At 49.7% G+C, this 26,157-nt stretch carries 29 protein-coding genes and 3 riboswitches; of the genes, 20 read left to right on the top strand and 9 right to left on the bottom strand.

Annotated features, from left to right (window positions below):
* Positions 1 to 139: 139 nt before the first annotated feature.
* Positions 140 to 415, top strand: a complete 276-nt coding sequence (locus tag SIC45_RS12805; protein WP_022792514.1) for a GNAT family N-acetyltransferase — start codon at positions 140 to 142, stop codon at positions 413 to 415.
* A gap of 46 nt (positions 416 to 461) precedes the next feature.
* Here SIC45_RS12805 and SIC45_RS12800 read toward each other — a convergent pair whose 3' ends face one another.
* The 3 genes from SIC45_RS12800 to SIC45_RS12790 are packed head-to-tail and all read right to left on the bottom strand — an operon-like array spanning position 462 to position 2,494.
* A complete protein-coding gene (locus tag SIC45_RS12800) occupies positions 462 to 1,070 on the bottom strand; it encodes an alpha/beta hydrolase (RefSeq protein ID WP_319632425.1) in 609 nt (202 codons plus the stop codon).
* A 27-nt stretch (positions 1,071 to 1,097) separates the two neighbouring features.
* Complete coding sequence (locus SIC45_RS12795) at positions 1,098 to 2,063, bottom strand: ring-cleaving dioxygenase (protein ID WP_319632424.1); 966 nt, start codon at positions 2,061 to 2,063, stop codon at positions 1,098 to 1,100.
* Positions 2,054 to 2,494, bottom strand: a complete 441-nt coding sequence (locus SIC45_RS12790; protein ID WP_298787236.1) for a MarR family winged helix-turn-helix transcriptional regulator — start codon at positions 2,492 to 2,494, stop codon at positions 2,054 to 2,056. The genes SIC45_RS12795 and SIC45_RS12790 overlap by 10 nt, the downstream gene beginning before the upstream one ends.
* A gap of 135 nt (positions 2,495 to 2,629) precedes the next feature.
* Here SIC45_RS12790 and SIC45_RS12785 point away from each other — a divergent pair, with 135 nt between their 5' ends.
* Positions 2,630 to 3,499: an SMP-30/gluconolactonase/LRE family protein gene (locus tag SIC45_RS12785; RefSeq protein WP_319632423.1), complete on the top strand. Its 870-nt coding sequence runs from the start codon at positions 2,630 to 2,632 to the stop codon at positions 3,497 to 3,499.
* A 17-nt stretch (positions 3,500 to 3,516) separates the two neighbouring features.
* Positions 3,517 to 4,581: a sulfite oxidase gene (locus SIC45_RS12780; protein WP_319632422.1), complete on the top strand. Its 1,065-nt coding sequence runs from the start codon at positions 3,517 to 3,519 to the stop codon at positions 4,579 to 4,581.
* Positions 4,582 to 4,626: 45 nt separating this feature from the next.
* Here the strand turns inward: SIC45_RS12780 and SIC45_RS12775 are convergent, their stop codons facing one another.
* Both SIC45_RS12775 and SIC45_RS12770 read right to left on the bottom strand, forming a co-directional pair.
* Entirely contained in the window at positions 4,627 to 5,493 is an 867-nt protein-coding gene (locus SIC45_RS12775) for an SDR family oxidoreductase (protein WP_319632421.1), read from the bottom strand.
* Between the two features lie 134 nt (positions 5,494 to 5,627).
* The gene (locus SIC45_RS12770) at positions 5,628 to 6,791 is read right to left on the bottom strand and encodes an acyl-CoA dehydrogenase family protein (RefSeq protein WP_319632420.1); all 1,164 of its coding nucleotides are present in this window, start codon (positions 6,789 to 6,791) and stop codon (positions 5,628 to 5,630) included.
* A 396-nt stretch (positions 6,792 to 7,187) separates the two neighbouring features.
* Between SIC45_RS12770 and SIC45_RS12765 the strand changes: the two genes are divergently transcribed.
* The 3 genes from SIC45_RS12765 to SIC45_RS12755 all read left to right on the top strand — a co-directional run bounded on the left by SIC45_RS12765 (position 7,188) and on the right by SIC45_RS12755 (position 10,086).
* On the top strand, positions 7,188 to 8,720 hold the full coding sequence (locus SIC45_RS12765) for a BCCT family transporter (RefSeq protein ID WP_319632419.1): 1,533 nt from the start codon (positions 7,188 to 7,190) through the stop codon (positions 8,718 to 8,720).
* Between the two features lie 162 nt (positions 8,721 to 8,882).
* Positions 8,883 to 9,506 carry a cell wall hydrolase gene (locus SIC45_RS12760; RefSeq protein WP_319632418.1) on the top strand — a complete coding sequence of 208 codons (624 nt, stop codon included), beginning with the start codon at positions 8,883 to 8,885 and terminating at the stop codon, positions 9,504 to 9,506.
* Between the two features lie 109 nt (positions 9,507 to 9,615).
* On the top strand, positions 9,616 to 10,086 hold the full coding sequence (locus SIC45_RS12755) for a GNAT family N-acetyltransferase (protein ID WP_319632417.1): 471 nt from the start codon (positions 9,616 to 9,618) through the stop codon (positions 10,084 to 10,086).
* Positions 10,087 to 10,196: 110 nt separating this feature from the next.
* Here SIC45_RS12755 and SIC45_RS12750 read toward each other — a convergent pair whose 3' ends face one another.
* A complete protein-coding gene (locus SIC45_RS12750; RefSeq protein ID WP_298787219.1) occupies positions 10,197 to 10,397 on the bottom strand; it encodes a hypothetical protein in 201 nt (66 codons plus the stop codon).
* A gap of 105 nt (positions 10,398 to 10,502) precedes the next feature.
* Positions 10,503 to 11,954 carry an aldehyde dehydrogenase family protein gene (locus SIC45_RS12745; RefSeq protein WP_319632416.1) on the bottom strand — a complete coding sequence of 484 codons (1,452 nt, stop codon included), beginning with the start codon at positions 11,952 to 11,954 and terminating at the stop codon, positions 10,503 to 10,505.
* Positions 11,955 to 12,153: 199 nt separating this feature from the next.
* Here SIC45_RS12745 and SIC45_RS12740 point away from each other — a divergent pair, with 199 nt between their 5' ends.
* Both SIC45_RS12740 and SIC45_RS12735 read left to right on the top strand, forming a co-directional pair.
* Positions 12,154 to 13,107, top strand: coding sequence for a DMT family transporter (locus SIC45_RS12740; protein ID WP_319632415.1), 954 nt, complete (start codon positions 12,154 to 12,156; stop codon positions 13,105 to 13,107).
* Positions 13,108 to 13,151: 44 nt separating this feature from the next.
* Positions 13,152 to 13,790, top strand: a complete 639-nt coding sequence (locus tag SIC45_RS12735) for an SDR family oxidoreductase (RefSeq protein WP_319632414.1) — start codon at positions 13,152 to 13,154, stop codon at positions 13,788 to 13,790.
* 44 nt (positions 13,791 to 13,834) lie between these two features.
* Here SIC45_RS12735 and SIC45_RS12730 read toward each other — a convergent pair whose 3' ends face one another.
* Entirely contained in the window at positions 13,835 to 14,263 is a 429-nt protein-coding gene (locus tag SIC45_RS12730) for a pyridoxamine 5'-phosphate oxidase family protein (protein WP_319632413.1), read from the bottom strand.
* 234 nt (positions 14,264 to 14,497) lie between these two features.
* Here SIC45_RS12730 and SIC45_RS12725 point away from each other — a divergent pair, with 234 nt between their 5' ends.
* The 3 genes from SIC45_RS12725 to SIC45_RS12715 all read left to right on the top strand — a co-directional run bounded on the left by SIC45_RS12725 (position 14,498) and on the right by SIC45_RS12715 (position 16,729).
* Entirely contained in the window at positions 14,498 to 15,418 is a 921-nt protein-coding gene (locus SIC45_RS12725) for a manganese catalase family protein (RefSeq protein ID WP_366139534.1), read from the top strand.
* 90 nt (positions 15,419 to 15,508) lie between these two features.
* Positions 15,509 to 16,429, top strand: coding sequence for a nucleoside hydrolase (locus tag SIC45_RS12720; RefSeq protein ID WP_319632412.1), 921 nt, complete (start codon positions 15,509 to 15,511; stop codon positions 16,427 to 16,429).
* 57 nt (positions 16,430 to 16,486) lie between these two features.
* Positions 16,487 to 16,729, top strand: a complete 243-nt coding sequence (locus SIC45_RS12715) for a DUF2584 family protein (protein ID WP_022792532.1) — start codon at positions 16,487 to 16,489, stop codon at positions 16,727 to 16,729.
* A gap of 47 nt (positions 16,730 to 16,776) precedes the next feature.
* Here the strand turns inward: SIC45_RS12715 and SIC45_RS12710 are convergent, their stop codons facing one another.
* Positions 16,777 to 17,583: a 2OG-Fe dioxygenase family protein gene (locus SIC45_RS12710; RefSeq protein ID WP_319632411.1), complete on the bottom strand. Its 807-nt coding sequence runs from the start codon at positions 17,581 to 17,583 to the stop codon at positions 16,777 to 16,779.
* A 201-nt stretch (positions 17,584 to 17,784) separates the two neighbouring features.
* Between SIC45_RS12710 and SIC45_RS12705 the strand changes: the two genes are divergently transcribed.
* The 9 genes from SIC45_RS12705 to thiS all read left to right on the top strand — a co-directional run bounded on the left by SIC45_RS12705 (position 17,785) and on the right by thiS (position 26,155).
* Complete coding sequence (locus SIC45_RS12705; protein WP_319632410.1) at positions 17,785 to 19,941, top strand: DNA topoisomerase 3; 2,157 nt, start codon at positions 17,785 to 17,787, stop codon at positions 19,939 to 19,941.
* A gap of 31 nt (positions 19,942 to 19,972) precedes the next feature.
* Positions 19,973 to 20,071: riboswitch (guanidine-I (ykkC/yxkD leader) on the top strand.
* A 96-nt stretch (positions 20,072 to 20,167) separates the two neighbouring features.
* Entirely contained in the window at positions 20,168 to 20,509 is a 342-nt protein-coding gene (locus SIC45_RS12700) for a multidrug efflux SMR transporter (protein WP_319632409.1), read from the top strand.
* Positions 20,509 to 20,826, top strand: coding sequence for a DMT family transporter (locus tag SIC45_RS12695; protein WP_298787590.1), 318 nt, complete (start codon positions 20,509 to 20,511; stop codon positions 20,824 to 20,826). Before SIC45_RS12700 ends, SIC45_RS12695 begins: the two co-directional genes overlap by 1 nt.
* A 116-nt stretch (positions 20,827 to 20,942) precedes the next feature.
* Positions 20,943 to 21,281, top strand: a complete 339-nt coding sequence (locus SIC45_RS12690) for a DUF1516 family protein (RefSeq protein WP_298787199.1) — start codon at positions 20,943 to 20,945, stop codon at positions 21,279 to 21,281.
* A 180-nt stretch (positions 21,282 to 21,461) separates the two neighbouring features.
* Positions 21,462 to 22,934 (top strand): potassium/proton antiporter, encoded by a 1,473-nt coding sequence (locus SIC45_RS12685; RefSeq protein ID WP_319632408.1) that lies wholly within the window; start codon positions 21,462 to 21,464, stop codon positions 22,932 to 22,934.
* A 57-nt stretch (positions 22,935 to 22,991) separates the two neighbouring features.
* A complete protein-coding gene (locus tag SIC45_RS12680) occupies positions 22,992 to 23,891 on the top strand; it encodes an AEC family transporter (RefSeq protein ID WP_319632407.1) in 900 nt (299 codons plus the stop codon).
* Positions 23,892 to 23,944: 53 nt separating this feature from the next.
* A riboswitch (TPP riboswitch) is annotated at positions 23,945 to 24,044 on the top strand.
* A gap of 56 nt (positions 24,045 to 24,100) precedes the next feature.
* Positions 24,101 to 24,203, top strand: a riboswitch (TPP riboswitch).
* A gap of 42 nt (positions 24,204 to 24,245) precedes the next feature.
* Positions 24,246 to 24,857, top strand: coding sequence for a thiamine phosphate synthase (locus tag SIC45_RS12675; RefSeq protein WP_319632406.1), 612 nt, complete (start codon positions 24,246 to 24,248; stop codon positions 24,855 to 24,857).
* Positions 24,847 to 25,971 (top strand): glycine oxidase ThiO, encoded by a 1,125-nt coding sequence (gene thiO, locus SIC45_RS12670; protein WP_319632405.1) that lies wholly within the window; start codon positions 24,847 to 24,849, stop codon positions 25,969 to 25,971. The genes SIC45_RS12675 and thiO overlap by 11 nt, the downstream gene beginning before the upstream one ends.
* Entirely contained in the window at positions 25,955 to 26,155 is a 201-nt protein-coding gene (gene thiS, locus SIC45_RS12665; protein WP_319632404.1) for a sulfur carrier protein ThiS, read from the top strand. Before thiO ends, thiS begins: the two co-directional genes overlap by 17 nt.
* Positions 26,156 to 26,157: the final 2 nt, after the last annotated feature.

The following is a 26,157-nucleotide window of genomic DNA, read 5'->3' as shown; positions in this document are numbered from 1 at the left end:
ATTTTTAAGCACATACTTCATCATAACAGCTGCCTCGGTATGTGTAAAGGTTTCTTCTTATTGTTTCCGATGTTTATGATCCGCCGGAAACGGTAATGAATTATTTAGTAACAACGTTTAAACGAAGGGAGTTTCTTTCATGGAAATAAAACATTATGATAACAGATTCACCGCTGAACAGGATGGCAAGGTTATTGGTGACATTTCATTTTTTGAAGAGGGCGAACAAAGCATTGTTATCGATAGTACCAAAGTAATCGATGAAGAGCAAGGAAAAGGCGTAGGTAAAGAATTGGTCCGCAATGTGGTGGAAAAAGCAAAAGCGGAAAACAAAACGATCGTTCCCCGCTGCCCTTATGCGGAAGAGAAAATCAAAGAAAATGATGATTTCAAGCAGGTGCTTGAAACGCAGTAACAGCAGCACTGCCTCCCGTTCGGGAGGCATTTTTTTATTTTTTGGCTTATTCCTGTATGACGCGTTGATACCAAACGGCTCCAGCCTCTAATTCCTCTTGAGTGATCTGGTGGCCTTCATGCCCCCAGTACAATTCTACGGAAGCTCCTGCTTCTTCAAAAAGATGGTAAAGGGCTTCTGCCTCCTCCGGGAGACAGATGGGATCGTTTGTACCGGCGCCGATAAAAATGCTGCTGCCGGAGAGGGACGGAAGAGGCACATCCCGTCTTGGCACCATCGGATGGTGGAGAAAAGCCCGGGTGACTGATCGTGCATAATGAAAAAGCAGGCTCGCTCCCATGGTGGCTCCGTTGGAGTAGCCGAACACGATGATTTTATGAAGGCTGAAATTGTAGCGGCCTGCGCTTTCCTCGAGAAATTGATGAAGCTGCTGGGTCCGGAAAATCAAGTCCTTTTCGTCAATTGATCCGTCGGAGAGCCTGGCGAAATAACGGTGCATCCCGTCTTCGACAACATTGCCGCGGACACTTAAAATATTTGCCCCCGGGTCGATCAGCCGCCCTGCTTCGAGGAAATCCTTTTCGGTGCCCCCGGTGCCGTGCAGGATTAAAATCGTTGGGGCGCTGCTGATGCCTGGTTGAAATATATGCTTCATCAAACCTCTCCTCCGTCCCGTAGTTACTTAATCAAGCGGCTTTAAACGTGCTTCGATTTCTGATCGCTGAGGTTCGAGAAAAGGCGGGAGGGCAAGGCTCTCTCCCAAATGTTCAAACGGTTCATCCCCTTCAAATCCCGGGCCGTCAGTGGCCAGTTCGAAAAGAATGCCGTTTGGCTCGCGAAAGTACAGCGATTGAAAATAATAGCGTTCCACGAATCCGGAGTTCGGAAGCCGGGCGTTTTTAATGCGTGCAATCCATTGCTGCAGTTCGTCTGCGTCCTCCACCCGGAAGGCTACATGGTGTACAGCACCCCGGCCCTGACGCTCAGCCGGGAGGTCATTGCGGGTTTCTATATGAATTTCGGCACCGGACCCGCCTTTTCCTGTTTCAAATACACGAATATCCGGCAGATCAGCATCGTCGGGATGAGAATAGGAATGAATTTCGGAAAAACCCATTATATCCTTCAGTACGGCGGCCGTAGGCTCCGCCGTTTTAACGGTTAGGCGTACAGGGCCGAGACCAGTGGCCCCGTCTGCCGGAGAGGCGTTTGAAAGTTCCCACGGGACGCCGGGTTCCACGCCCTGGTCGTATTCATCAGACACAAACTGCATCCGGTGGCCCTCCGGGTCTTCAAACGGCAGCACGAGCCGTCCAGCCTGTTTCTGAATACCACCGTGCTGTACAGCATGCTCTTCAAATCGTTGTTTCCAGTATTCGAGGGCGTCGTCTCCAGGCACGCGGAGAGAAACATTTGTAATGCTGTTGGTGCCGCGTTTGTTGGAGGCGGCCATTGGGATTTCAAAAAACGTAACTTCGGTGCCGGGGTTGCCCCGTTCGTCACCGTAAAATAAATGATACACAGAGGTGTCGTCCTGATTGACTGTTTTTTTGACGAGCCGCATGCCGAGAACATTCGTATAGAAATCGACATTACGGCGGGCGTTTGCTGTTAATGAAGATACGTGGTGAATACCTTTCAGCTGCATGATGATTCCTCCTGTCCTGTTGTTTTTTGCAGTTTGCGGAGCAGCCGGAGCAGCTCCCGTTTTTCTGCCTCTGTCAGCCCGTCAAACTGCGCGGCCTGAAAGTTTTCCTGCCCGGGAGCGACTGCTTCCAGGATGTCCCGTCCTTTCGGGGTAAGGGATATATGTTTTTCCTTCCATGTCTGTCTGCGCGCGACAAGTCCTTCTTCTTCAAGCTTTTTCAAAACATAAGTGACGCTTCCCTTGGTGACAAACAGCTTGCCGGCAAGCTCCTTTTGCGTAATTGGCTGGTGAGCATGCACCTGGGCAAGAACGTCAAACTGCGGCGGGCTGAGTCCCGTCTGCTTTAAATGAGCGGCTGAACGGCTGAGGTTCTGTTCATATACACGCGAAAGCCGGAACCACAGCAGCAGGCCTAATCTGATTTTATTCATACGCATTGGCTCCTTTATGACTGCTATCAGTTTAACTTTAAACTGATGACAAGTAAAGAAAATTGCTTTTCCCGGCATTAAACATGGAGAGGATAGGGAAGAAGAACATTAGAATAACGAAGAGGAGGAAAAAGGATGAGAGAGGCAGCACTTGTGGTAGATCAGAAAGCAGAGCTTGGGGAAGGTCCAAGCTGGGACGCCGGGCGCGGTGTTTTATACTGGGTGGACATTGATGGATTTAAATTAATGGAATATCATCCTTCTTCAGGCCGGCACTATGAACGTAAGCTCGATCAGCATGTATGTGCTGCGGTACCGAGAGAAAAGGGAGGAATGATGCTTGCACTGAGAGATGGCTTCTATTCCTACGATCTCGTGTCCGGGGAAAAGGAAGCCATTATAGACCCGGAAGCAGACAAGCCGGGAAATCGGTTTAATGACGGTAAATGTGATCCGTCCGGGCGCTTTTGGGCTGGGACGATGGCTGTCGAGCGCGGTACAGGGGAGGCGGCTTTATACCGCCTGAATAAGGATATGAGTCTGGATACGATTTTTGACAGTGTCACCATTTCAAATGGTCTGGCATGGACCGAAGATGGAAGTATGATGTATTACATCGACACCCCGACTAAAAAAGTCATGGCGTACGACTTGAATGCTGATACTGGGGAAATTACTGGCAAACGAACAGCGATTACCTTTCAGGAAGGCTCCCCGGACGGAATGTGCATGGACCAGGAAGGCATGCTTTGGATCGCTTTGCACCGACTCGGAAAAGTGGAGCGCTGGAATCCGGAGACGAGCGAACGCCTGGAAACAGTGAGCGTTCCGGCGCAGAGAACGACCTCCTGTGTGTTTGGCGGGGAGGATTTGAAGGACCTGTACATTACGACAGCAAGGGGAGAACTGTCGGAGGAGGATCTTCGCAAGGAACCGCATGCGGGCGGGCTGTTTCATATCCGTACCGATGTGCCGGGCATGCCAACCTACTCGTTTGGCGGCTGAAAAAGAAGGGAGAGAATATGCGTTCAAACAAAGCTCCGGAAGAATTGTATCTAAAAACGTTAAGCCTGGATCCGGAAAACCAGGAGACAGCCATTCCATTTATCGGAAACGAACACGTGCATTCTTCGGTGTTTTACCGGCGCAATCACTTTCCCTACCCGGAGGAGCCGGCGGCAGGGTTAACGATTGACGGTCTCGTTGACAGCCCCGGGTTTATTTCGCTCGAGGATATTCAGGCACTGCCCGCGCGCACAGTAGAGACAGTGCTTGAGTGTGCAGGTAACAAAAGAAGCTTATTTGAGCCCAAAGCCTTTGGTGAGCCATGGGGAAAAGGAGCCATCAGCCAGGGGAAATGGAAGGGTGTTCCGCTGAAAACCCTGCTCGGTAGAGCCGGGTGGGATAAGGAAACAGCCGTGGAAGTTATCACTGCCGCAGGAGACGCGGGAGAGCGTCCCGATAAAAAGGACGTCTATGCCTACATCCGGAGCCTGCCGATAGAAAAAGCGATGGATCCGGATACCATCATCGCCTACGAATATAATGGCGGGCCTCTCTCTTTTAAACACGGAGCGCCGCTTCGGTTAATCGTACCAGGGTGGTATGCAATGGCTTCCATGAAATGGATTGAGCGGCTCACAGTAAGTAAAGAAACGTTTGAAGGTCCCTTTCAGGCGATTGACTATGTTTATTATCCGCATAAAAACAGCCGGAAGGACGCCTTTCCAGTGACGACCATGAATGTGAACAGCATTATCCAGTCCCCTGCCGACATGGAGATTAAAAAAGAAGGAACGCAGATAATAGAGGGCATCGCGTGGTCGGGCGAGGCTGTCATCGAGCTGGTCGAAGTAAGCACAGATGGCGGACAGACATGGGAGGAAACGCAGCTTGAACCTCATAGCGACACGACGTACACATGGACAAAATGGTTCTATGAATGGAAGGAGGCTGCGGCCGGGGAATACACAATTATGGCCAGAGCCTGTGATGCTGGCGGCCGCCAGCAGCCGATGCAGGCCTTTTGGAACCAAAAGGGGTATGGCTATAATGCGGTTGAAACGATTCAGGTTAAGCTAAAGTAAAAAGAAGGCTTCGAATCCAAACGGGATTCGAAGCTTTTTTAAACGTTAGGAAGACGTGTAGGCGCCTCCGTTGATATGAATCGTTTGTCCGGTCATGTAGGAGGCTTCATCAGAAGCGAGCATCACGTATGGCCATGCGTGCTCTGATGGCTGACCGGGACGGTTCATCAGCGTATCCTGACCGAAATCCTCCACGCCGTCTTCATTAAATGAAGAAGGAATCAGCGGCGTCCATACAGGTCCCGGCGCGACGCTGTTTACCCGGATGCCCTTTGAAGCGAGACTCTGGGCAATGCTTCGCATAAAGGCGGTGATCGCACCTTTTGTAGCGGAGTAATCCATCAGAATCGGGTTGCCGCGAAAGGCGTTGATCGATGAGGTGGAAATGATTGAGTCACCTTCGGATAAATAGCCCATTGCTGCTTTTGTTAAATAAAACTGCGAGAAAAAGTTCGTGCGGAAAACATCCTCAAATTCATCGGACGGAATATCCTCAACATTTTCATGGACGTGCTGGATGGCTGCGTTGTTAACGAGAATGTTTAATCCGCCAAACTCCTCAGCCGTCTGCTTCACGAGGTCGATACAGTGGGCTTCCTCTTTAATATCTCCCGGCAGCAGAAGACATCTGCCTCCCTCTGCTTCCACCATGCGTTTCGTTTCTTCAGCATCGTCATGCTCGTCAAGGTAGGACAGGGCGACATTGGCCCCCTCTTTGGCATAAAGAAGAGCGACAGAGCGTCCGATACCGCTGTCACCGCCGGTAATAAGCGCGGCTTTTCCCTTGAGCTTCCCGGTGCCCTGATAATCGGTAGGGTGAGCCGGAAGCGGCTCCATCTTCGATTCAATGCCCGGCTGCTTGTCCTGGCGCTGTCTTGGCGTACTTCCGTTCTGCATATCTCTAGGATCCATGTGTAACATCCTTTCTCATTTTGAAATCATGCGTACATTGTTATTTATACCATCAGGGTGCATATTACAAACGTACAATAGGAGAAGCAGCAATAGAAAACGAGATAAAAAAAGAAACCGCACGCAGCGGTTTCTTAGGAGGAAGGAGGTTGATAATCCAGGAGCCGGCCGGCGAGCTGATCAATGACCATGTCATCCATAGGCGGGTTATGAAGCCCGGCGCGAATATCACGGTAATGCCGCTGCAGCGGGCTGGAAGCGGAGAGGCTTCTGGCTCCTGCAACGCGCATGGCCAGGTCCACTACTTCCACTGCTACATTCACAATGCTTGTCTTAGCTGCGCCTAATTCACCCTTCATCTGCTGCCTCTCTTCGGCACTGGATTCATCCCATTTTAGCGCAACGGAATGCAGAAAGTGTCTGCTTTGCAGTAGTTTAAGCTCCATGCGGCCAAGTTTTTCCCGCACGTTCGGAAGCTCCGAGATCGTTTTGTTAATGCTGTTTGGAGAGTAGGAAGCAGCAAAACGGGCGGCTTCATCGGCCGCAGCCTGGGCGATTCCGAGATAACAGGCTGGAATGTGCAGAAGCCAGCCGGCTGCCGGTTTATTGCCGGGAACGATATATTGGGCCAGATGGTTATTTGGCACCCGGACGTTTTCAAGCACCACGTCATGACTGCCGGTCGCGCGCATGGCGATCGAATCCCACGTGTTGATAATAGATATTCCTGCAGCTTCCTTTGGCACAACAAAGTAGGCTGTAGCATCTTCTTTTGGAATATGGGCCGTGACGATATAGTAATCAAGCACGGGCGACATGGTAGCGAATGTTTTTCGCCCATTCAGGACCCATCCGCTGTCCTGGCGTTCGGCGATGGTTCCCGGTGTGCCGCCGCGGGTCGGACTTCCGGTTGCCGCTTCGGTCGCGATATTGTTCAGCACGGCTCCGTTTTCAACGACGTCTTTCATGACGCTGCTGTACAAATTTTCCTCCCACGGCCGTGTTTCGTTTAAATTTTTAACGATGCCAACATGCCATCCAATGGCAAGCGACGTGGATCCGTCGTAGCGGGCGATAAGCTCCTGGGCCTCCACGAGTTCAAGCAGACCGGCATCAATACCGCCAAAAGCAGCCGGGGCCGTCAAAGCCGGATAGCCGATGCTTTTTAATGCATCGATTTTTTCGATTGGAAAGGTGCCGTTCTGGTCATGTTCCTCCGTTCGTTCTGCGAATTTCCGGGAGGTATCTTCGAGCTGGTGCAGACGCTCGGCTTTTGTGGAAAAGGTTGTCATAATCATACTGCTGCCTCCAAGATGATGGAATTTTATTTGAATAGGGGTATCGGACTTTTATACGCATATATATGAAATCATATTCCCTTTATGGAAGCAAAAAAACAGCTTGTACAAGGAAAATAAAGGATAATGACCCGCGTTTGCGCCAGTACAAGGCTTAAAGACAGAAAAAATATGTGAGAAAATTTGACACAATCGTACTAATTTGGTGTAAAAATCAGTTAAACCGCGATATATGCGGTGATATCATTATATAATGAGTATTGTTAATATAATCATAAATTATCGCGAATTATGGTGAATTCTATGAAATTAGTGTATTTGTTATTTTTCGTTTAATTCTGCATAATGCAAAAGTTCCATAGTTTTCAGCATACATAAATAGGAAGGGGTCCCACCGTGGATAATCAAAAACCAAGAGTAGGCTTTGTGTTTTACGGAGCCTTAGTAATACTGCTTATTATGGCGGTTGTCGGAGTTGCAGTCCCGGAATCGTTTTTTAATGCCACCTCTGCAGTGCAGACATTCGTATCGAACCGTTTTGGGTGGTATTATCTTTTAATTGTATCGGCATTTGTGCTTTTATGTATCTATTTTATTTTCAGCAGGTACGGAAACATCCGACTTGGAAGACCGGAGGACCGGCCGGAATACAGCTATACAACATGGTTTGCGATGCTGTTTAGTGCCGGCATGGGAGTCGGGCTTGTATTCTGGAGTGGGGCGGAAACGGTTTCCCACTATGCAACAAGCGCTCCGGAAGCAGAGGTCGGAACAGACCAGGCGCTGGTCGATTCCATGCGTTACATGTTTCTGCACTGGGGCATCCATCCGTGGGCGATTTACGGCATTACGGCTATCTGTTTTGCGTATTTCACGTTCCGGCGCGGTGCTCCCGGCATGGTGAGCGCCATGCTCAGCCCGATTATGAACGAAAAAGGCATCGGCGGAAAAATAGTGGACATTATCGCGCTGGTTGCAACGGTCTCAGGTATTGCCACCACCCTTGGTATCGGCGCAGCCCAGGTTTCCGGCGGTATGGCTTATTTGTTTGACACTCCGAATAATTATACGGTACAGCTGATTGTAATCTTCGTTATAACTGTTTTGTTTTTAGTGTCAGCGTATACCGGCCTAAACAAAGGAATCAAATTCCTGAGTAACGCGAACATATACTTAACAATCATCTTATTTATCTTAATGCTTTTTGTCGGCCCGACGTTATTTTCCATGAATTTATTTACGAACACGATAGGAACTTATCTGCAGTCGCTTCCGAGCATGAGCTTCCGGATCGCACCAACATCCGACAGCGCGAGGGAATGGATCAATGCATGGACGATCTTCTACTGGGCATGGTGGATCTCCTGGTCGCCATTTGTGGGTATATTTATCGCCCGGGTATCGAGAGGGCGCACCCTGAAGGAATTTACCATTGGCGTCATCCTGGTTCCTTCGATTGTCAGCTTTATCTGGTTCTCCCTATTTGGCGGTGCGACGTTAAACGTCCAGAGCACCGGTCTTGCAGACATTTCTTCACTGGCTGCTGAGGAGGCCATCTTCGGTGTATTTGATAACTATGCGCTCAGCACTGTGCTGTCTGTTATCACGCTCCTTTTAATCGTATCATTCTTTATTACCTCCGCCGATTCTGCGACATTTGTGCTCGGCATGCAGACATCGAACGGGGCGTTAAATCCTTCTGCCATTGTCAAATTTATCTGGGGGATCATGCTCTCAGCAACAGCGGCAGTACTGCTCTACTCCGGAGGGATAGACGCGCTGCAGAACGTCATGATTATATCGGCGCTTCCGTTTTCCATCGTGATGATACTGATGGTGTACTCGCTGTTTAAAGCGCTGAGGGAAGAAACAGATATTGAAACAAAGGACAAACGAAAGGATACAGACAAGCCGGATAAGGCCTCCTAAAAATAATGTGTGGACTCCCATGTTTCATGGGGGTCTTTTTTGTTAAAATATGGAACTGATTATTACCAACAATTAGTACCTTGTTATATACTTTTCATGAAAGGAAGGAAATTTGTTTAGAAAATTGAATTTTTTGGATACAATATGGATGGAGGTGAAAATTTGAAAAAGAAATTATTATTCAGTACTATTTTTGCAATCATGGCTACAATCCTTATTTTTGCTTCACCTGGCACCACTAAGGCATCTATGCTGGAAACGGAAGCACAGGGACCGGAAGTAACGGCGCTTCAGCAGGATTTAATACAGATGGGATATTTACATACGAATGCGACCGGCTATTATGGCCCGGCCACCACCCGGGCAGTACAGCAATTTCAAAGGGATTTCAACTTAATCGTGGATGGTGCGGCGGGGCCGCAGACGACCAGCCGCATGAGTGAAGTTAAATCAGTGGCCAAAGCGGTCTACGGGGAAGCTCGCGGGGAATCCTTTGAAGGGCAGATAGGTGTGGCAGCGGTGATTTTAAATCGTCTTGAATCTGCTGAATTTCCCAATAACGTAAATGGCGTCATTCAACAGCAGAATGCTTTCACCGCAGTAGCTGACGGCCAGTACAGCATGACACCTGATCAGACAGCGTATGAAGCGGTCAAGCAGGCATGGAATGGCTATGACCCGTCCTATGGTTCGATGTATTATTACAATCCGGAGGAAGTAACCTCGGACTGGATCTGGACGCGGACACCGAATTTATCCATCGGCCAGCATGTTTTTGCAAGCTGATGATGAGAAGCAGGAACCTGCCGAGTGCAGGTTCTTTTTTCGTGCCTGAACAAATATGGTACGATAAATGATCATAAGTATGGATTCGGAAGGTGCCAGGAGGAAAAGAATGAAAGAAATTACAGAAGCAGGACCATCAGAAGCATCCCTGATTAATGCCATTATGTATGAAGCGTTCTGGGAGTACCGGAATGACTCACCGCCGTCAGGAGCTATTCAGGAAACCACAGAGTCGATTCAGGCTGAAATGGAGCAGGGAGAACGAGCCGCCGTCTGGTGGAAGGACGGGAAAGCGGCCGCAATGATCCGGTTCCGGCCCGAGGAGGATTATATGTACTTCCACCGTCTTTCGGTCCGTCCGTCCCAACGTGGGAACGGGGCTGCCGCAGCGCTTATTCGCTGGGTGGAGAAAGCTGCAGCAGAAGAACAGTTCAAAGGGATTTATTGTAAAGTTCGGGCATCGACGCCGCAAAACGTCCGTATGTATCAGCGAATGGGATATGAAACGGTAAGGGAATACACCGCAGAAAAAGAAGGGCTGCCGCCATTTGGCGTCGTAGTGATGGCAAAGCTGCTGTAAAAAAACGAAGGACAAAGCGTAAAGGTGTTCATTAAGGAATACAAAGCAGGGACTGCCCCGTAAAAGGACAGTCCCTGTTTTTTTGCTGTTATTTTAAAGCAAACTTTCGTTTAGACAGCTGCGCGTTCGACTTCCCCTTTGCGAAGAATAACGCGTGGATAAGGAAATTCTTCCTCCTGGCCGGCGAACGGGTAATGAACGTATTCGACACAAATCGTTCGTTCATATTCCGCGATCATCCTGCACTCTTTTCCATCAAAATACAAAAGTTCGTCTTTATCAAATATTTTTACGTCTTTTTCTTGTTCCACTTCCAAACCTCCTTACCCCTCTCTTTATAGAGTAATCAATTTTAGGGCAGGCCGCAAGGTAATAAAAGGAAACAGAACAATTTCAGCTTGAAATTTCCGGAGAAATTACAATGGGTACGGGCGGTCCTGCGCCTGTACACTGATCCACTGCTCGGTCGTAAATTCATCTAAAACCCATTCGCCGTTGAAGCGTCCGATACCAGATTGCTTCTCGCCGCCAAATGGCAGGTGGGCTTCATCGTTTACGGACTGGTCATTTACGTGAACCATGCCGGAATTAATGCGGCGCGCTGCCTGCATGCCCCGGTAACGGTCCTGGGTGAAGACCGATCCGCTCAGGCCGTAAGGAGAATCGTTGGCAATGCGGATAGCTTCGTCCTCGCTCGATGCCCGGATTAATGTTGCGACAGGGCCGAAGACTTCATCCTTTGCTGCAGGCATATCGTTAGTTACTTCGGAAAGAACCACCGGCGGTATAACCTGGCCGTTGACTTCAAACTCTGTCTGAAGTTTAGCCCCGGCATCGATCGTGCCCTGGACCAGTTTTTCTATATTTTTGACCTGTTCTTCGTTAATAATTGGTCCGACGATTACATTTTCATCCGAAGGGTCGCCAGCTTTTAACGTTTTCGCCACGCGGGTGAATTCTTCGACAAATTCGTCGTAAATGTCATCATGAACAATCACGCGGTTCAATGCGAGACAAATCTGTCCCTGGTGAAGGAAGGAACCGAATACTGCTGCTTTGGCAGCCTTTTTCACCTCGGCGTCCTGAAGAACAACCATAGCATTGTTGCCGCCAAGCTCAAGAGCGGTTTCTTTTAAGTTTTTCGCCGCGAGCTCAGCAATGTGCGTGCCGACTTCGGTGGAGCCGGTGAACGATAACAGCGCCGGTACTTCGTGAGTAACGAATGCATCGCCAATTTCGGAGCCGCGTCCGGCCGTGACGTGAATGACGCCTGCCGGAAAACCGGCTTCTTCAAACAATGCTGCAATCAGCAGCCCGGATGTAACCGGTGTGTCGGATGCTGGTTTAACTACGACGGTATTGCCTGTTGCCACTGCCGGTGCAATTGTTCTCATTGCGAGATGGAACGGGAAGTTCCATGGGCCGATAACTCCAATAACTCCTTTGCCCGAACGGAACGTATAGTTTTCTTTTCCGGGCGTATTCGAAGGAGCGGTCGATCCGTGGACCCGGTTAGGGAATGAAGTGGATTCAAAAACAATGTTGGATGCTGTATTGAACTCTGTTTCCGCCTTCAGTCTGCTGCTTCCGGATTCCTTGATCAGCCATTCCACAATGGTTTCCTTCTGGTTCTGCATGACATCGTACAGACGGTGGAGATACTGTTGTTTTTCAGCGGGGCTGTGGGCGTCCCACGTTTTCTGATAATCATTGGCCGACTGATATGCCCGGTCAAGATCATTGGCGTCTGCAGAAGCAATTGTTCCCAGCGATTCGCCGTTATAAGGATTAGTATTTTCGATTGTTTTGCTGGATGAGCCGCTCACCCAGGAGCCGTTAATATACTGCTTTGTAAAATCGGTATGCATAGCAACCATCCTTTCATAATTACCGGATAGAACCCGGTAGCAATGTATAATATACCTGATGCTGTATTTTTTCAAACATTTAAGATCAGGGAAGGTCAATACTATTTAAGAATAATTTAAAATTTATAGAAAGCCGGTGCAGAAATCTGAGATGATAGCGGAGCTGAAGGAAAAGGATCCATATAAAGGGGGAGAAGCTATGAAACCATCCACTGCCTATTTATTTGCCGTCGCCGGCGCTTCGTTTTGGGGATTCACAGGCTTGTTCGTACAGAACATGTACCGGTACAGTATTGAACCCGACCAGGTAGTAGCGCTCCGCATGGCCGGTTCGGCCCTGATCTTATTTCTGGCTGTAGCCCTGGTCCGGCCGTATCTTCTGAAGGTCCGGTGGTACGATCTGCCGCACTTTATCGGGCTCGGCGTCGGCAGTATAGCCCTCTTTAACTGGTGTTATTTCACTGTCATGAATGAAGCCTCGCTTTCCATTGCGGTCGTGCTTCTATATACCAGTCCCGTGTTTGTAGCGCTTATTTCAAGATTTGTATTTAAAGAAAAAATAACAGCGAATAAGCTGGCAGCTATTTTGCTTACGATCGCCGGCTGTGCGCTGGTGGCCGGTCTGCTTCCCGGAGGAGCGGGCGGAATGTCGCTGTCGATTCTAATGATCGGCCTGCTTTCCGGTTTATGCTGTGGCCTGTACAGTATTCTCGGTAAATTTGTGACGCCGAAATATCATTCCATTACGATCACTGCCTACACTATGCTAGCCGGAGGAGTGGTAATGGTCCCTTTCAGCGGCCTTCTGGCAAACGAAGAAGCCATACGTGAGCCGAGGATGTGGATGTACGGTCTTGGAGGTATTCTTCTTTCCACCATTGCTGCGTATATCCTGTTTACGATCGGGCTGAAATATATCGAGTCGGGCAAAGCGGCGATTTTATCAACCGTTGAACCGATGGTGGCCATTGTGATCGGCGTATTCGCTTTTGGGGACAGGCTGAGCAGCTGGCAGGGGCTTGGTATTTTCCTTATTTTTTCGGCGGTTGTTCTTTCTATTTATTCAAGACCGGGAAAATTCCGGAGAAAGCGCGGAAGCAGGCGGAGGAAAACGCAAAATGAATGGGAGAAAAAGCCTGGTGGGGACGTTTAAACTGAAGACTGCAGGGAACAAATGTGAAAAAAGGAGGCGTTAAAATGGATGTATTAGTCATAGGAGCGAACGGGCATACAGGACGTCTGCTGGTCGAACAGCTTGCAGCCCATCCGGAGCATACTCCGCATGCTATGGTACGTGAAGTCTCCCAGGCCGATGAACTGAAAAAACTGGGAGCGGCATCCACGATTCTTGCAGATCTTGAAGAAGACACGGCGGCCGCTTTGAAGGGAATGGACGCCGTTATGTTTGCTGCCGGCTCGGGCTCTTCCACCGGACCTGAAAAAACAGTGAGCGTGGATCAGCAGGGAGCAAAAAAAACCATCGATTCGGCAAGAGTGCAGGAGGTGCAGCACTACGTTATGCTGAGCGGGATTGGCGTCGAGAACCCACAGGGAGCCCTTAAACATTACGCGGAGGCAAAGTTGAACGCGGACAGGCATCTGCAGAGCAGCGGAGTGCCATACACGATTGTTCGTCCGGGCAAACTGACATTTGAGAAGGGTACAGGAAAAATAGAGCTCGCAGAAAAGCTTTCCAATCCCGAAAAAAGAGATATATCCAGAGAAGACGTGGCACGCACGATGATCGCCGCCCTGGATATTGAAAACGCCCGCGGGCAGACCGTCGAGCTGCTTGCAGGAGATAAGGATATTCACGAGGCCTGGAAGGCTTTATAAAATAATCCCCGCCGGCATGCGTACCGGCGGGGACTTTTATTTGCTTAAGAAGAAAAGTCGATTTCCTCGGGAGTATCTCCTTTGGAGTTCATCAGGCGGATAGAATCCGGCTGGATTTCGAGGACAATATAGTCGGGATTGTCCGGGGAGCCAAGCCAGGACTGCACACTGTCAGTCCAAACCTTTTCCTTGGTTTCCTGATCATGGCGGATTACTGCTTTGCCGGAAATTTCAACAAAAGCGTCTCCATAGCCTTCACCGTCGTATCCAAGCAGAATATGCACATTGGAATTCTTCTCGATTTCTTCCGCCTTATGGGTTTTGCTGCTTGTCGGCGTAAGAAGAGTGAAATTGTCATTGTAAAACGTCATATAGCGGGAGTGGGGCTTGTTGCCTTCAATCGTGGCAAGGACGCCTACCTTGTTGCTGTCGATGATATCTTGTGCATGTCTCTTTGCTTCGTTTTTATCCATGGATAAACCTTCCTTTCGTAGTGAAACTAATTATCATTATTCCTGCCGCCCCGAACTTTTAAACATGGTTTCAAAGCCGGAGAAACAGGATTTTTCGAAAATAATACAAATTGTATAAAAAGAATGAATATTGTTAATAGACAAACATTTAGTGTTTGCTTAAAAGGAAGAACGGAAATAGGTAAGTGTATTTTGCTTGCGGAATACGAATTTAAACCTATAGGAGGAATCATTGTGTTTAAGAGAATTGACAAACTGCAAATCGACCTCCCAACGCCCAGTAACCCAGACGCGAACTCAGCCAACGTCGTACAGGAGCTTTTAGGTGGAAAATTCGGTGAACTGTCAACGCTTAATAACTATTTATTCCAGTCGTTTAATTTCCGCAGCAAAAAACAGCTAAGACCATTTTATGATTTAGTCGCAAGCATCACAGCCGAGGAACTCGGACACGTAGAGCTGGTTGCCAATACAATAAATTTATGCCTGCAGGGTTCAACAAGCCAAAGCGGCCAGGACCCGGCCAATCCGGACAGCACACCGCTCAGTGAAGCCATGGATTCAAGAAATCCGCAAAGCTTTATTTTTGCCGGGCAGAACTCTGTACCGAAGGATTCGATGGGAGCACCGTGGACAGGAGACAATGTCTTTACAAGCGGCAACCTGGTCAACGATCTGCTTCACAATTTTTACCTCGAGTGCGGAGCCAGAACGCATAAAATGAGGGTGTACCAGATGACAGACAATGAAACCGCCCGTGAACTCTGCGGATACCTGCTTGTGCGCGGCGGTGTGCATGTAGTGGCCTATGCCAAAGCGCTGGAGAAATTAACAGGCGTGGACGTAACGAAAATGCTTCCGGTGCCGGACCTTGATAACAGTAAATATGATCATGCCCACAAATACGAAGCGAAGGGCGCACACCGTAAGCTCTATCGTTTCAGTGATAATGATTACACCATGCTTGACCGGATCTGGAACGGACCGACACCGGTTGGGCCACCGGGCGAACTCGAGGTAGTCAGCGACATGCCGACGCCGGAGGGCGGAGAAATTCCGAACCTCGACCATATTCCGGAGGAATTCGCCCCGGGATTTGACGAGCAGCAGTTCCGGGAAATGGCGAAAAAATTGAACTACGAAGCAGGACTTTAAACATCGGAGTCCGAAGCATGAAAGCACCGCCGGCCGGCGGTGCTTTTGGTTTGAATAAACATACAGTCTTAGAAAGAAAGGAAGCAGCAGATGAAAATACCAGTAATTATGGATATGGACCCGGGACACGACGATGTCATCGCTTTATTTCTTGCAGCGGGGCATCCGGATATGGATATCCGGGCTGTAACGACCGTTTCAGGCAATGCAGATATAGGAAAAACAACAAGAAATGCTTTAGTGGCTGCTGATACCGCAGGCCTTAAGGGAGTACCGGTGGCGGAAGGAGCAGGAAGGCCCCTGGTCCGCAAGGCGGAGCACGCTCCTTCTATCCACGGTGAGTCCGGTCTGGATGGACCAGAGCTTCCGGCGCCGACACATAAGGTGGAGGAAAGACATGCAGTGGACGTAATGGAAGAGCTGCTGCTTCATTCAGAGGAAGAGATTACCGTTATTGCGACCGGCCCGCTCACCAATATTGCCATGCTATGCCGTAAAAATCCGAAGGCCGCTGGTCGTATTCGCCGCCTGTCGGTTATGGGAGGCGGCACGTTTGGCAACTGGACACCTGCGGCAGAGTTTAATATTTATGCAGATGCAGAAGCAGCAGAAATCGTTTTTTCAAGCGGCATCCCAATCACGATGTGCGGCCTCGATGTCACTCATCAGGCGTTATCATCCGAGGCTGTGGTGGAACGGATTAAAGAGATACCAACAATGGCGGCCCAGTTTACGTATGAACTGCTTGATCACTTCCAGCGTGCCTACCAGGAGCGTTTTCATCTCGCGCTCCCGCCGGTTCATGATCCGTGCGCGGTGGCAGTGTGCCTGGAGCCGTCCCTGTTTACATTTGAATCAGCCGAGGTAAAGGTGGAAACTGCGGGAAAGCATACGTACGGAGAAACGGTCATTGATGCTTCCGCTGCTGACGGGCCGGTGCAGGTCGCAGTGGAAGTCGATAATGATAAATTTTGGGATTTAATCGTACAATCGCTTAAAAATCTGCCATAATGGAAATAGAAAAGTAAGCGTTATAATTAAAGAGACAAGGGAGCAGGAGGGACGCATATGGGTTTTTCTGTAGAAATGAACTGGGAAATTATTACGAATAAACAGGCCGAGCGCCTCGATGAAAAAAATTTCCGGCTGATCAAAGATAATTATCAAATGTTTCCGCTTGATCACCCGCTTCCCATTCACACCTTCGCCGAAAAGGTGCCGTTTGGCAAGGCGGTTATACACCGGGTGGAATGGGAATCCCACCGCACCACAATTGAATATGAGCTTGTGTCCCTAACCTCGGTCAACTAAGCAGACAAATAGTGAACCCCCGACGCGTGCTGCGCCGGGGGTTCGGTTTATACATAATCCATATTGTCTGTATCACCGTGCATGCTTCGGATCTCATCCGGGTTGGCAACGACAGTAGGCTGGTAGTCAATTAAGATGGCTGAGCGCTCTCCGGGCCCGTCCTCCGGGCCTTTGCGTACGGAGCCGACGTAATGAGTGACCAGTGGATCATACACCCCGTAGGATTCAAGCGGGCGGGTCATGTAAAAGGAATCAGTAATTTTTTCCTTGTCAACCTCCTCCGGCATCTGCCCGCGAACCTCCGGAACAGAAATGACGTTCCGTGCGCCTTCGATATTGCGCCGGCGGATCAGGTGCGCAAATGTGAACGGCTCGCCGTCCTGATGCAGCGTATTTGGCGAAGAAAAAGCTTCGTCCTCACCGGATTCAACGTGCAGCTTCACAAAGTGGACTCCTGCATGAAATGGCATCAGCGCATCCTCGCGTGTCCAGAATGTCTGGCGGAAATTAAAGGCGATCAGCGCTTCAAGCAGCCGGTTGTGCCTGACGTTTTCGGGAATGGCAGGAAAGCGGCGGCTCGCGTCCGGGTATTCCGGGTTGAACGACCCCTGGAAATAATCGTAGTAGCTTTTACCGTTTTTAACCGTTTCCGGCAGCCATTCGATCCGGTGGGTGCCGGGAAAAATAACGGCACGGCCATACTGCCGGTAGCGGTTCAGATCCGGGGCATAGTCATCGGCCGGAAGGTCGTCAAAGGCGGCGGTGAGAGCAGCAAGATCGGCTTCGCTGTAGCTGTCATGCAGGATATCGGCTAAATCGTAATATTCGTATCCCTGCTGTTTTAAAGGCTTCATTTGTCTATTTCTCCTCCCGAATGGTGGTTTCTTCGAGTGGAAGCATCCTTCCATTGTTTTCACAAATGCTAGTGTATCACGCGCGGCCGAAGTTGAGTATATGAAAGCCGGGCTCCATCTTTCGTTTTTGTGACAGATTCATTATAATTAAAGAACAAATGTTCTTGAATTCAAAGAAATCAGCGAAGAGAGGAATTTCTTATGCCAGTTATCCTAGCGGAGAAGCCGTCCCAGGCAAAAGCCTACGCAGCCGCGTTTCAAATACAGGAAAAAAAAGATGGGTATATGCGGCTGAAGCCGTGCAGCCTGTTTCCGGACGGGGCGGTGCTTACCTGGGGGTTTGGCCATCTGCTCGAGCTCCGGGCCCCGGCCGATTACGAGTCCTCCTGGAAAAAATGGTCGCTCGATACCCTCCCGATGCTTCCCGCCCATTTCCGCTTCAAGCCTAACCCCAGGGCATTCAAGCAGCTGAAGATTGTCAAACAGATGCTGCAGGAAGCCGACAGCATTATTATTGCGACCGACTGCGACCGGGAAGGCGAGAACATTGCGCGCAGCGTTATCGACTATACGAAAACGTCCCATAAACCAACCCGGCGCCTTTGGATCAACAGCCTCGAAAAGGAGGAAGTGTATAAAGGGTTCGAGCAGCTCCGGGAAGGCGCAGACTATCTCCCTCTTTACGAGGAGGCACGGGCCCGCCAGTTTTCCGACTGGATTGTCGGCATGAATGCGAGCCGTCTGTATACGCTGCTGTTAAAGCAGAAGGGCATCAATGAAGTGTTCAGCGTCGGCAGGGTCCAGACGCCGACACTCAAGCTTATTTACGATCGGCAGAAGGAAATTGAAGCGTTTGTGCCCGAGCCTTACTGGGACCTTGAAGGAACCTTCCGGGCGGAAGCAGGAGAGTATAAAGGAAAGTATAAAAAGCGCTTCGGCTCAAAGGAAGAGGTGCTCCGGATCTGGAAGGAGCACGGACTGAAAAAGGATACCGAAGGCACGGTTAGGAGCGTAAAAAAAGAGGAGAAGCAGGAAAAGCCCCCGCTCCTTCATTCGCTCTCGAGTCTGCAGACGACGATGAACAAGAAGTATAAAATGAGTCCGTCGGCTGTGCTGAAAACGGTGCAGAGCCTGTATGACGAACCGTTAAAAGCTGTTTCCTATCCGAGAACGGACACCCGCCACATCACGTCAGGGGAATTTAACTACTTAAAAGGAAATCTCTCCCGGATGCAGGAGTGCATGAACACCTCCTTCGAGCCGGCGTCCACCACACCCTCAAAGCGGTTTGTAGACGGAAGCAAAGTCCAGGAGCACCATGCGATCATTCCGACTAAAAAAGTGCTGAGCCAGACTCAGCTTGAAAAGCTGAACCGGGCCCAGCAGCAGGTGTATAAAGAAGTCATGAACAGCGTGCTCGCGATGTTTCACCGAAACTACGTATACGAAGAAACGACGGTGGAAACGGACGTCCATGGGCTTATTTTTGAAAGCAAAGGCCGGGTGGACCGGCAGCTGGGCTGGAAGGAGCTCTTTCCGGCGCCCAGGAAGAAGAAAGACCAGGAGGACAACACTCTTCCTCCACTAGCCGAAAAAGAGCAGGTTAAGGCATACGTCCAGGCGGCTGAAAAGGAAACCCAGCCGCCCAAGCCTTACACCGAAGGACAGCTGATCAACATGATGAAGTCCTGCGGCAAATGGATCGAGGATGATGAAACGTCTAAAAAAGTATTGCAGGAGACGGAAGGCCTTGGGACTGAAGCGACGCGCAGCACCATTATTCAGACGCTGCAAAAGCAGGAATATATCCGGATTCAAAAGAACATTGTGGAAGTGACCGCCAAGGGCCGGGCACTTTGCGAAGTAGTGGAGGGAACGCTTTTGTCCAAGCCGCTGCTCACCGCGAAGTGGGAAGCCTTTTTGAAGCAGATCGGCAGCGGGGAAGCGAATAAGGAAGCCTTTTTAAAGCAGACGGAGGCTTTCACGAAAAAACTGGTGGAAGAAGCGCCGGCAGGCATAACGAATATGCAGACGAAGCCGGATCAGGTCGCCTCCTCCAAAAAACAGCCGCAGCGTGCAGAGCCAATTGCCCTCTGTCCCGTATGCCAAAAGGGACAGCTGATGGAGAGGAAGTCCTTTTACGGCTGCAGTGAATATGCGAATGGCTGCAAATTCACCGTCCCGAAAACGTTATTGAAGAAAAGAATTACCCAGGCGCAGGTTAAAAAGCTGTGTGAAAAAGGGGAAACTCAGGTGATTAAAGGATTTAAAGGCAAAAAGCCGTTTGACGCCAAATTAAAACGTAAAGAAAATGGCGTGGAATTTGTGTTTCCAGCTAAAGACAATGCCTCGTCGTAGACAATATCCGGAAATTTGATATACTGTGAGGCAGAATGTTTTCTAGGGTTCCGCGGCATTGCCGGTCTGGTCCAAGAGAAAACCCGCAGACGAATAGTTTGCGACACGGAGGGATAAAAACCCGGGAGATCTTCGCTGCGAAGACTTCCCGGGTTTTTTCGCGGTTAAAGCTGTAATGAATATTTCCGGGAAATAATTAAGAAAGCACCGGCAAGGAGGGATTGTAATGGGATGGATCAACGTCGCGGCAGCGGCAGCATTTGAAATTCTCTGGGTCGTGGGCTTGAAGCACGCCTCGGCCGGATGGGAATGGGCCGGAACGCTTGTGGCTATCGTACTGAGCTTTCTCTTTTTAATCCGGGCGGGCGAACACCTGCCGGTAGGAACATCATACTTGGCCTTTGTCGGTATTGGGACCATCGGAACGACGGTTCTTGATATGATCTTTTTCGGCCAGCCGTTCGAATGGATCAAGCTGGTCTTTATTTTCATGCTGATTGGAGGCATCGCCGGGCTTCATACAGCCTCCGGGCGTGCCAAAGCAAATGAAGGGAGCATTAGACAGTGATGACATGGCTGTATTTGATCGGTGCGGGTATTTTTGAGATGATTGGTGTTTCGATGATTAATGAATGGATCCAAAAGCGGGTCATTTGGCCGCTGCTTTTAATTGCTGCCGGGTTTGGAGCAAGCTTTTTTCTCCTTTCCCTTGCGATGCAGACGCTCCCGATGGGGACTGCCTACGCTGTCTGGACAGGAATAGGGGCAGCAGGCAGCGCACTGTTTGGCATGCTTTGGTACAAAGAGCCGGCAAACACAGGCCGGCTTATAAGTATTGCGGTGATCCTTGCTTCTGTGGTGGGCCTGAAGCTGATAGCGCCATAAAACGTTCAAAAACAAAAGCTTTTATGGCTTGAGCACAGGCTTTATTTTGATTATAGTTACACTCAGGTGAAGCATTTGGAGCTGAAAAGCAATGAAAAATGAAAGGAGGAAAACATATGGATCTTCAAAGTATTTTGTATGAGGCACATTCAGGTTCGTGGGCATTTTTGATTATATTCTTTTTGATCAGCTACCTGTTTCCGAAACAAAAAGTGACAATGATGATTGAGCGGCTTTTCGTGGTTATCATGGTTCTTTCTGGTGCGGGCATGGTGGCGCTGTATGGCTTCCCGCTCCTGTCCATTATAAAAGGGGTGCTGGCCCTGATATTTATCGGGGTAATGGAAATGATGTTTGTCCGCCGGCGGGCAGGCAGAAAACACGCCATGTTTTGGATTATATGGGTCATTTTATTCGCAATTATCCTTTCTATCGGCTACGATGTGATTGGGTAATACAGAGAGCATGCTGCAAAAACAGCATGCTTTTTTATATGCGTGCATTTTTGGGTATAGAAGAGATAGACTAGAGCTCCCTGAATGCAAGTATTTTTTAAACAACCATTACATGTATCATGCAAGTAATACATAAAGAAGCCATAGACAGCTGTGGCAGGGGAAAGGAGGAAACGGGCATTGTTTGAAGGAAACGCGAACGTAGATTCATTTATATTATTAGGAGCACTTCTGCTTATATTAGGTGTCGTCGTGACAAAATTTTCGACACGTCTCGGCGTACCTTCGCTTATTTTGTTTATAATTCTAGGTATGCTGATGGGAAATGATGGTTTTGGCATTATTGACTTTGAAAATGTCCAGCTTGCCCAGACTGTCGGGATTATAGCCCTGATTATTATTCTGTTTGAAGGGGGGACTCAGACAAGGTGGCGTGACATTAGGCCGGTGGTGGGGCCTTCCGTAACGCTCGCCACGTTTGGTGTCCTGTTTACAGCTGCTCTGATGGGGGTGGTGGCAAAGCAGCTGCTCGACCTGAGCTGGCTCGAAGCGATGCTTCTCGGAGCCACAGTCGGTTCGACAGACGCGGCAGCCGTCTTTGCTGCCCTGAAAGGACGGAGCATTGATAAAAAAATGGGGTCCACCCTCGAAGCGGAGTCGGGAAGCAACGATCCGATGGCCGTGTTTTTAACGCTCTTTTTTATTGAATTAATTTTGGCAGATTCGCCGAATGTCTGGCTGTTATCCGGTGCTTTTTTCTGGCAGATGGGCGCTGGTCTTGCGATGGGCGCCCTGTTTGGCTGGGCAGCCTCATGGACCATCAACCGTATCAACCTGGACTCAAGTGGACTTTATCCTCTGTTTGCGATCGCTTTCGCATTGCTGACCTACAGCGTGACCTCGAGCATGAGCGCAAGCGGGTTTTTGGCAGTATATGTAGCAGCCCTTATGATAGGAAACTCTGATTTGATCTACCGTCAGCCGATTTACCGGTTCAACGAAGGGATGGCATGGATGTCTCAGATAAGCATGTTTATCATCCTGGGGCTGCTCGCCTTCCCGAGAGATATATTGACATGGTCAAACATCACGATGGGGCTCATTTTATCAGCTGTGTTAATGTTTTTGGCCCGTCCGCTGGCTACGTTTTTGTCGACTTCCTTTTTTGGCTACAAGCCGAAGCAGAATATATTTCTATCCTGGGCGGGACTGCGCGGGGCGGTGCCGATCATTTTGGCTACATACCCGATCGTAGCCGGTGTGGAGTCGGGCAGCCAGATTTTTAACGTCGTCTTCTTTATTGTGCTGACATCTGCGCTGATCCAGGGAGCGACTATCGCTCCATTAGCAAAGTGGCTTCACCTGTCCGGTCCGCTCCGGGAAGCGCCGACTCATTCCCTGGAGCTGGTGTCACTTGGAAAAGCAAACGCAGAAATTATGGAATTTCAAACGAATGAAGCGACACCGATTGTCGGCCAGACGCTTCAAAGCATTGAATTTCCAGCCTCTGCGCTGATCAGCGCGATTGTAAGAGACGATGAACTGGTCACTCCAGTTGGTGAGACGGTAATCAATGCAGGTGATTATTTGTATATTCTTGTATCGCGTAAAGAGAAGCGTATTTTAAAGCAGATGCTCCGACACGATTACTAGCGGAAAGTGGCCGGTATTAAGGTGCATTAAATTTAAGGAAAGAAGGAAGGGCTCCGCATGAGTGTGCTGATCAATGTATTGATCCCAATCATTTTAATATTTACGATTGGCTATTTGCTGCAGAAAAGACAGGCAGTGGATATTCGGCCGGTGTCGGCTGTCGCTCTTTATGTATTGACGCCCGCACTTGTTTTCCGGACTTTCTATGAAAGAGAGCTGAACAGCGATATGCTGTCGATGGCTCTGTTTTCTGTGATATTTTTGGCGGTCATGACCGGGCTGATCAAATTAGTGTCTTTTTTGCGTCAATGGCCAAAAGCCAATGAAACCGGCATGATGCTGTCCACTGTGTTTATGAATGCGGGCAATTACGGTGCTCCCTTAATCGCTTTTGCGTTTGGCGATACAGCCTTTGCCTACTCTATCGTTTTTATGGTTATCCAGACGATGCTGATGAATACTGTAGGCGTCTATATAGCAAACAGCGCCAATATGGATGCAGCCGACGCGTTCCGCACGGTGCTGCGGATGCCGGTATTTTATGCACTGCTTGCGGGCATCCTCTTCCAGCTGACAGGAATACCGATCGGTGCGACCTATTATGAAGCCCTTGATATGCTCGCGAGCGCAGCGATTCCGGTAGTTATGATTATACTGGGCATGCAGCTTGCACGCATATCCGTAAAACGCATGGATTGGAAGCTTGTAAGTGCAGGCACGTTTTTGCGGCTTATATTTGCCCCGGCTCTTGCTTATGTGATTACTCTGCTGCTGCAGACGAGCGATACGCTGACGACCGTGCTGGTTGTTTCAACAGCGATGCCGAGTGCAGCAACGATGGCAATGATTTCCGTCCAGTTTGATTCCAACCCTCAGCTTGTTTCGAGTATTACACTGGTGACAACTCTTTTAAGCGTCCCTTCCCTCTGGGTGGTGCTGTCGATTTTCCAGGCGTAAAACTCGGGGGTGAATTGACGGAAGAGGTGTACCGCGTTATGATATAAGTAATATCAAACCACTAGGGGTGCCTGTTGGCTGAGACAGTGTAAAGCTGATCCCTTTGAACCTGATCTGGATTATACCAGCGGAGGGAAGTGGGGAAGAGATGCTGATACGACTATCTCCCCCGCTTTCTAACGAAGGCGGGGTTTTTTGTGGGAAAATATTATATTTGCTGGGGGTGCCTGCTGAGGCTGAGACCGGAGAACTATCCGGAACCCTTTGAACCTGATCTGGAGATCCAGCGGAGGGAAGCAGCCATGTTGAACCTTTTAACGGGCAGCCTCCTTCCTTCTGGAAGGAGGTTTTTTTATGGATAATAAACCGAAGCCTTGCATCCACGCCGTATCGCCGCCGGATATACCGTTGACAGCTTGGTGGGAAAAAACGAGAGAGCTGAGTGGGCTCGTTGACTACGTGCATGTACGGGCGCCCGAATGGACAAGGCGTGAAAAAGAAACGGCCATTGGATGGGTGTTAAAGGAAGGAGCTGCCCCGAAGCAGCTGATCATAAATGATGAACCCGAACTTGCTGCTGCATACGGCCTGGCCGGTGCCCATCTGCCGGAGCGTCGTACGATCTATCCGGTCTCCGCAGGCTGGGGTCAGTCCGTCCACTCGGTGGAAGCGGCGGAAAACAGTGAACAGCAGGGAGCATCATGGCTGTATTTTGGGCATGTGTTTGCCTCCGGCAGTAAACCTGGGAAATTACCGCGAGGGCTCCGGGCGCTGGAGGCTGTGGCGAAAAGCGTACGGATCCCCGTAATTGCCATAGGAGGAATTGACGCTGACAAAGCAGTGGAGTGTATAAACTATGGAGCGTCCGGGGTCGCAGCCATTGCATATTTTTATGAGGCTGCCGAGCCCGGAAAAGCAGCCGGAAAGCTCAGAGCCCGGTTAAGGAGTGATAACAATGAAGACTGATACAGAAGTTCTTATTGTAGGCGCAGGTGTGCAGGGATGCTCGCTTGCCTATCAGTTAAGCAAACGCGGGCGCCGCGTAATGGTAATCGAGAAAGACTCCATTGCTGCCGGGGCATCAAAAGCGGCTGCCGGCATGCTCGGAGCGCAATCCGAGTGGGAGGGGTCTGACCTTTTTCAGGAATTCGCCCTGGAAAGCCGGGAGCTGTTTGAAGAGATGGTCCCCGAAGTGGAAGCGCTCAGTGGAATGGATGTTTCCTACGTGAACAACGGAATGCTGAAGCCTGTATGGGATAAGGCGGGAGAAGATAAATACCGGCGGGCTGCAGGGCGCGGCTACGGCGCGGAGTGGCTTTCGGCACATGAAGCCCTGCGCAGGGAACCGGCGCTTTCCAAAAACATCCGGGGCGCCTGGTCCATCCCAAAGGACGGACAGCTCCGGGCCTATGAATGGACAATAGCCCTTGCTGAAGCAGCAAGGGCCTGCGGGACAATTATACGGGAAAACACTTCTGTGGACCGTTTTTTAGAAGCTGACGGCCGGATTTGTGGCGTGAAAACAAAGGAAGGAATGATTGAAGCAAAAGAAGTGGTTTTTACCGGGGGGAGCGCCGGAGTGGAGCTTTTGGATGAAAAGGATTTTACGCTCTATCCGGTAAAAGGGGAGTGCTTGTCCGTACGGATGCCCCATGAGAATTTGAGACACACTCTGCACACGCCGGAGGTATACATTGTTCCGAAAAGGGACGGGGAAATCTTTATCGGCGCCACAGAAGAGCCCGGGGACTCGAGTACAGGAGTCAGTGTAGCCTCGATGCAGGAGCTGATGAAAGCAGCTGTTCATTTAGTACCGGGTCTGAAGCATGCAAGCATTGAAAGATTTTGGAGCGGCATCCGGCCGCAGACAGGAGACGGACTGCCATATATGGGACAGACCAGCCGTGGCCTGTGGGTGATGACCGGGCACTACAGAAACGGTATTCTGCTTTCAGCACTGAGCGGACAATGGATGGCTGCCCGGATCGAAGGAGAAAGCGTCCGCGAAGACTGGAAGCACCTGTTTGCCGTAGATCCTCAAATACGAAAGGGAGAAGTTATTCATGCAGATCACGCTTAATGGTCAATTACAGAATATTGAGAACAGCACAACTGTAGCCGATTTACTGGAAGAGCTTCAGATCGCCCACAAAAAAACAGTGGTGGAGCGCAACGGTACTATTGTGATTGAAGAATTTCATCAGCAGGAAGGTTTAAAGGACGGGGACAGAATTGAAGTTATTCATTTTGTAGGAGGCGGATGAAC

Origin of the sequence: Marinococcus sp. PL1-022, from assembly GCF_033845285.1 — a bacterium.
Lineage (GTDB): Bacteria > Bacillota > Bacilli > Bacillales > Marinococcaceae > Marinococcus.
Note: the sequence above shows the minus strand (reverse complement) of the source record. Positions and strands in the feature narration are given on the sequence as shown.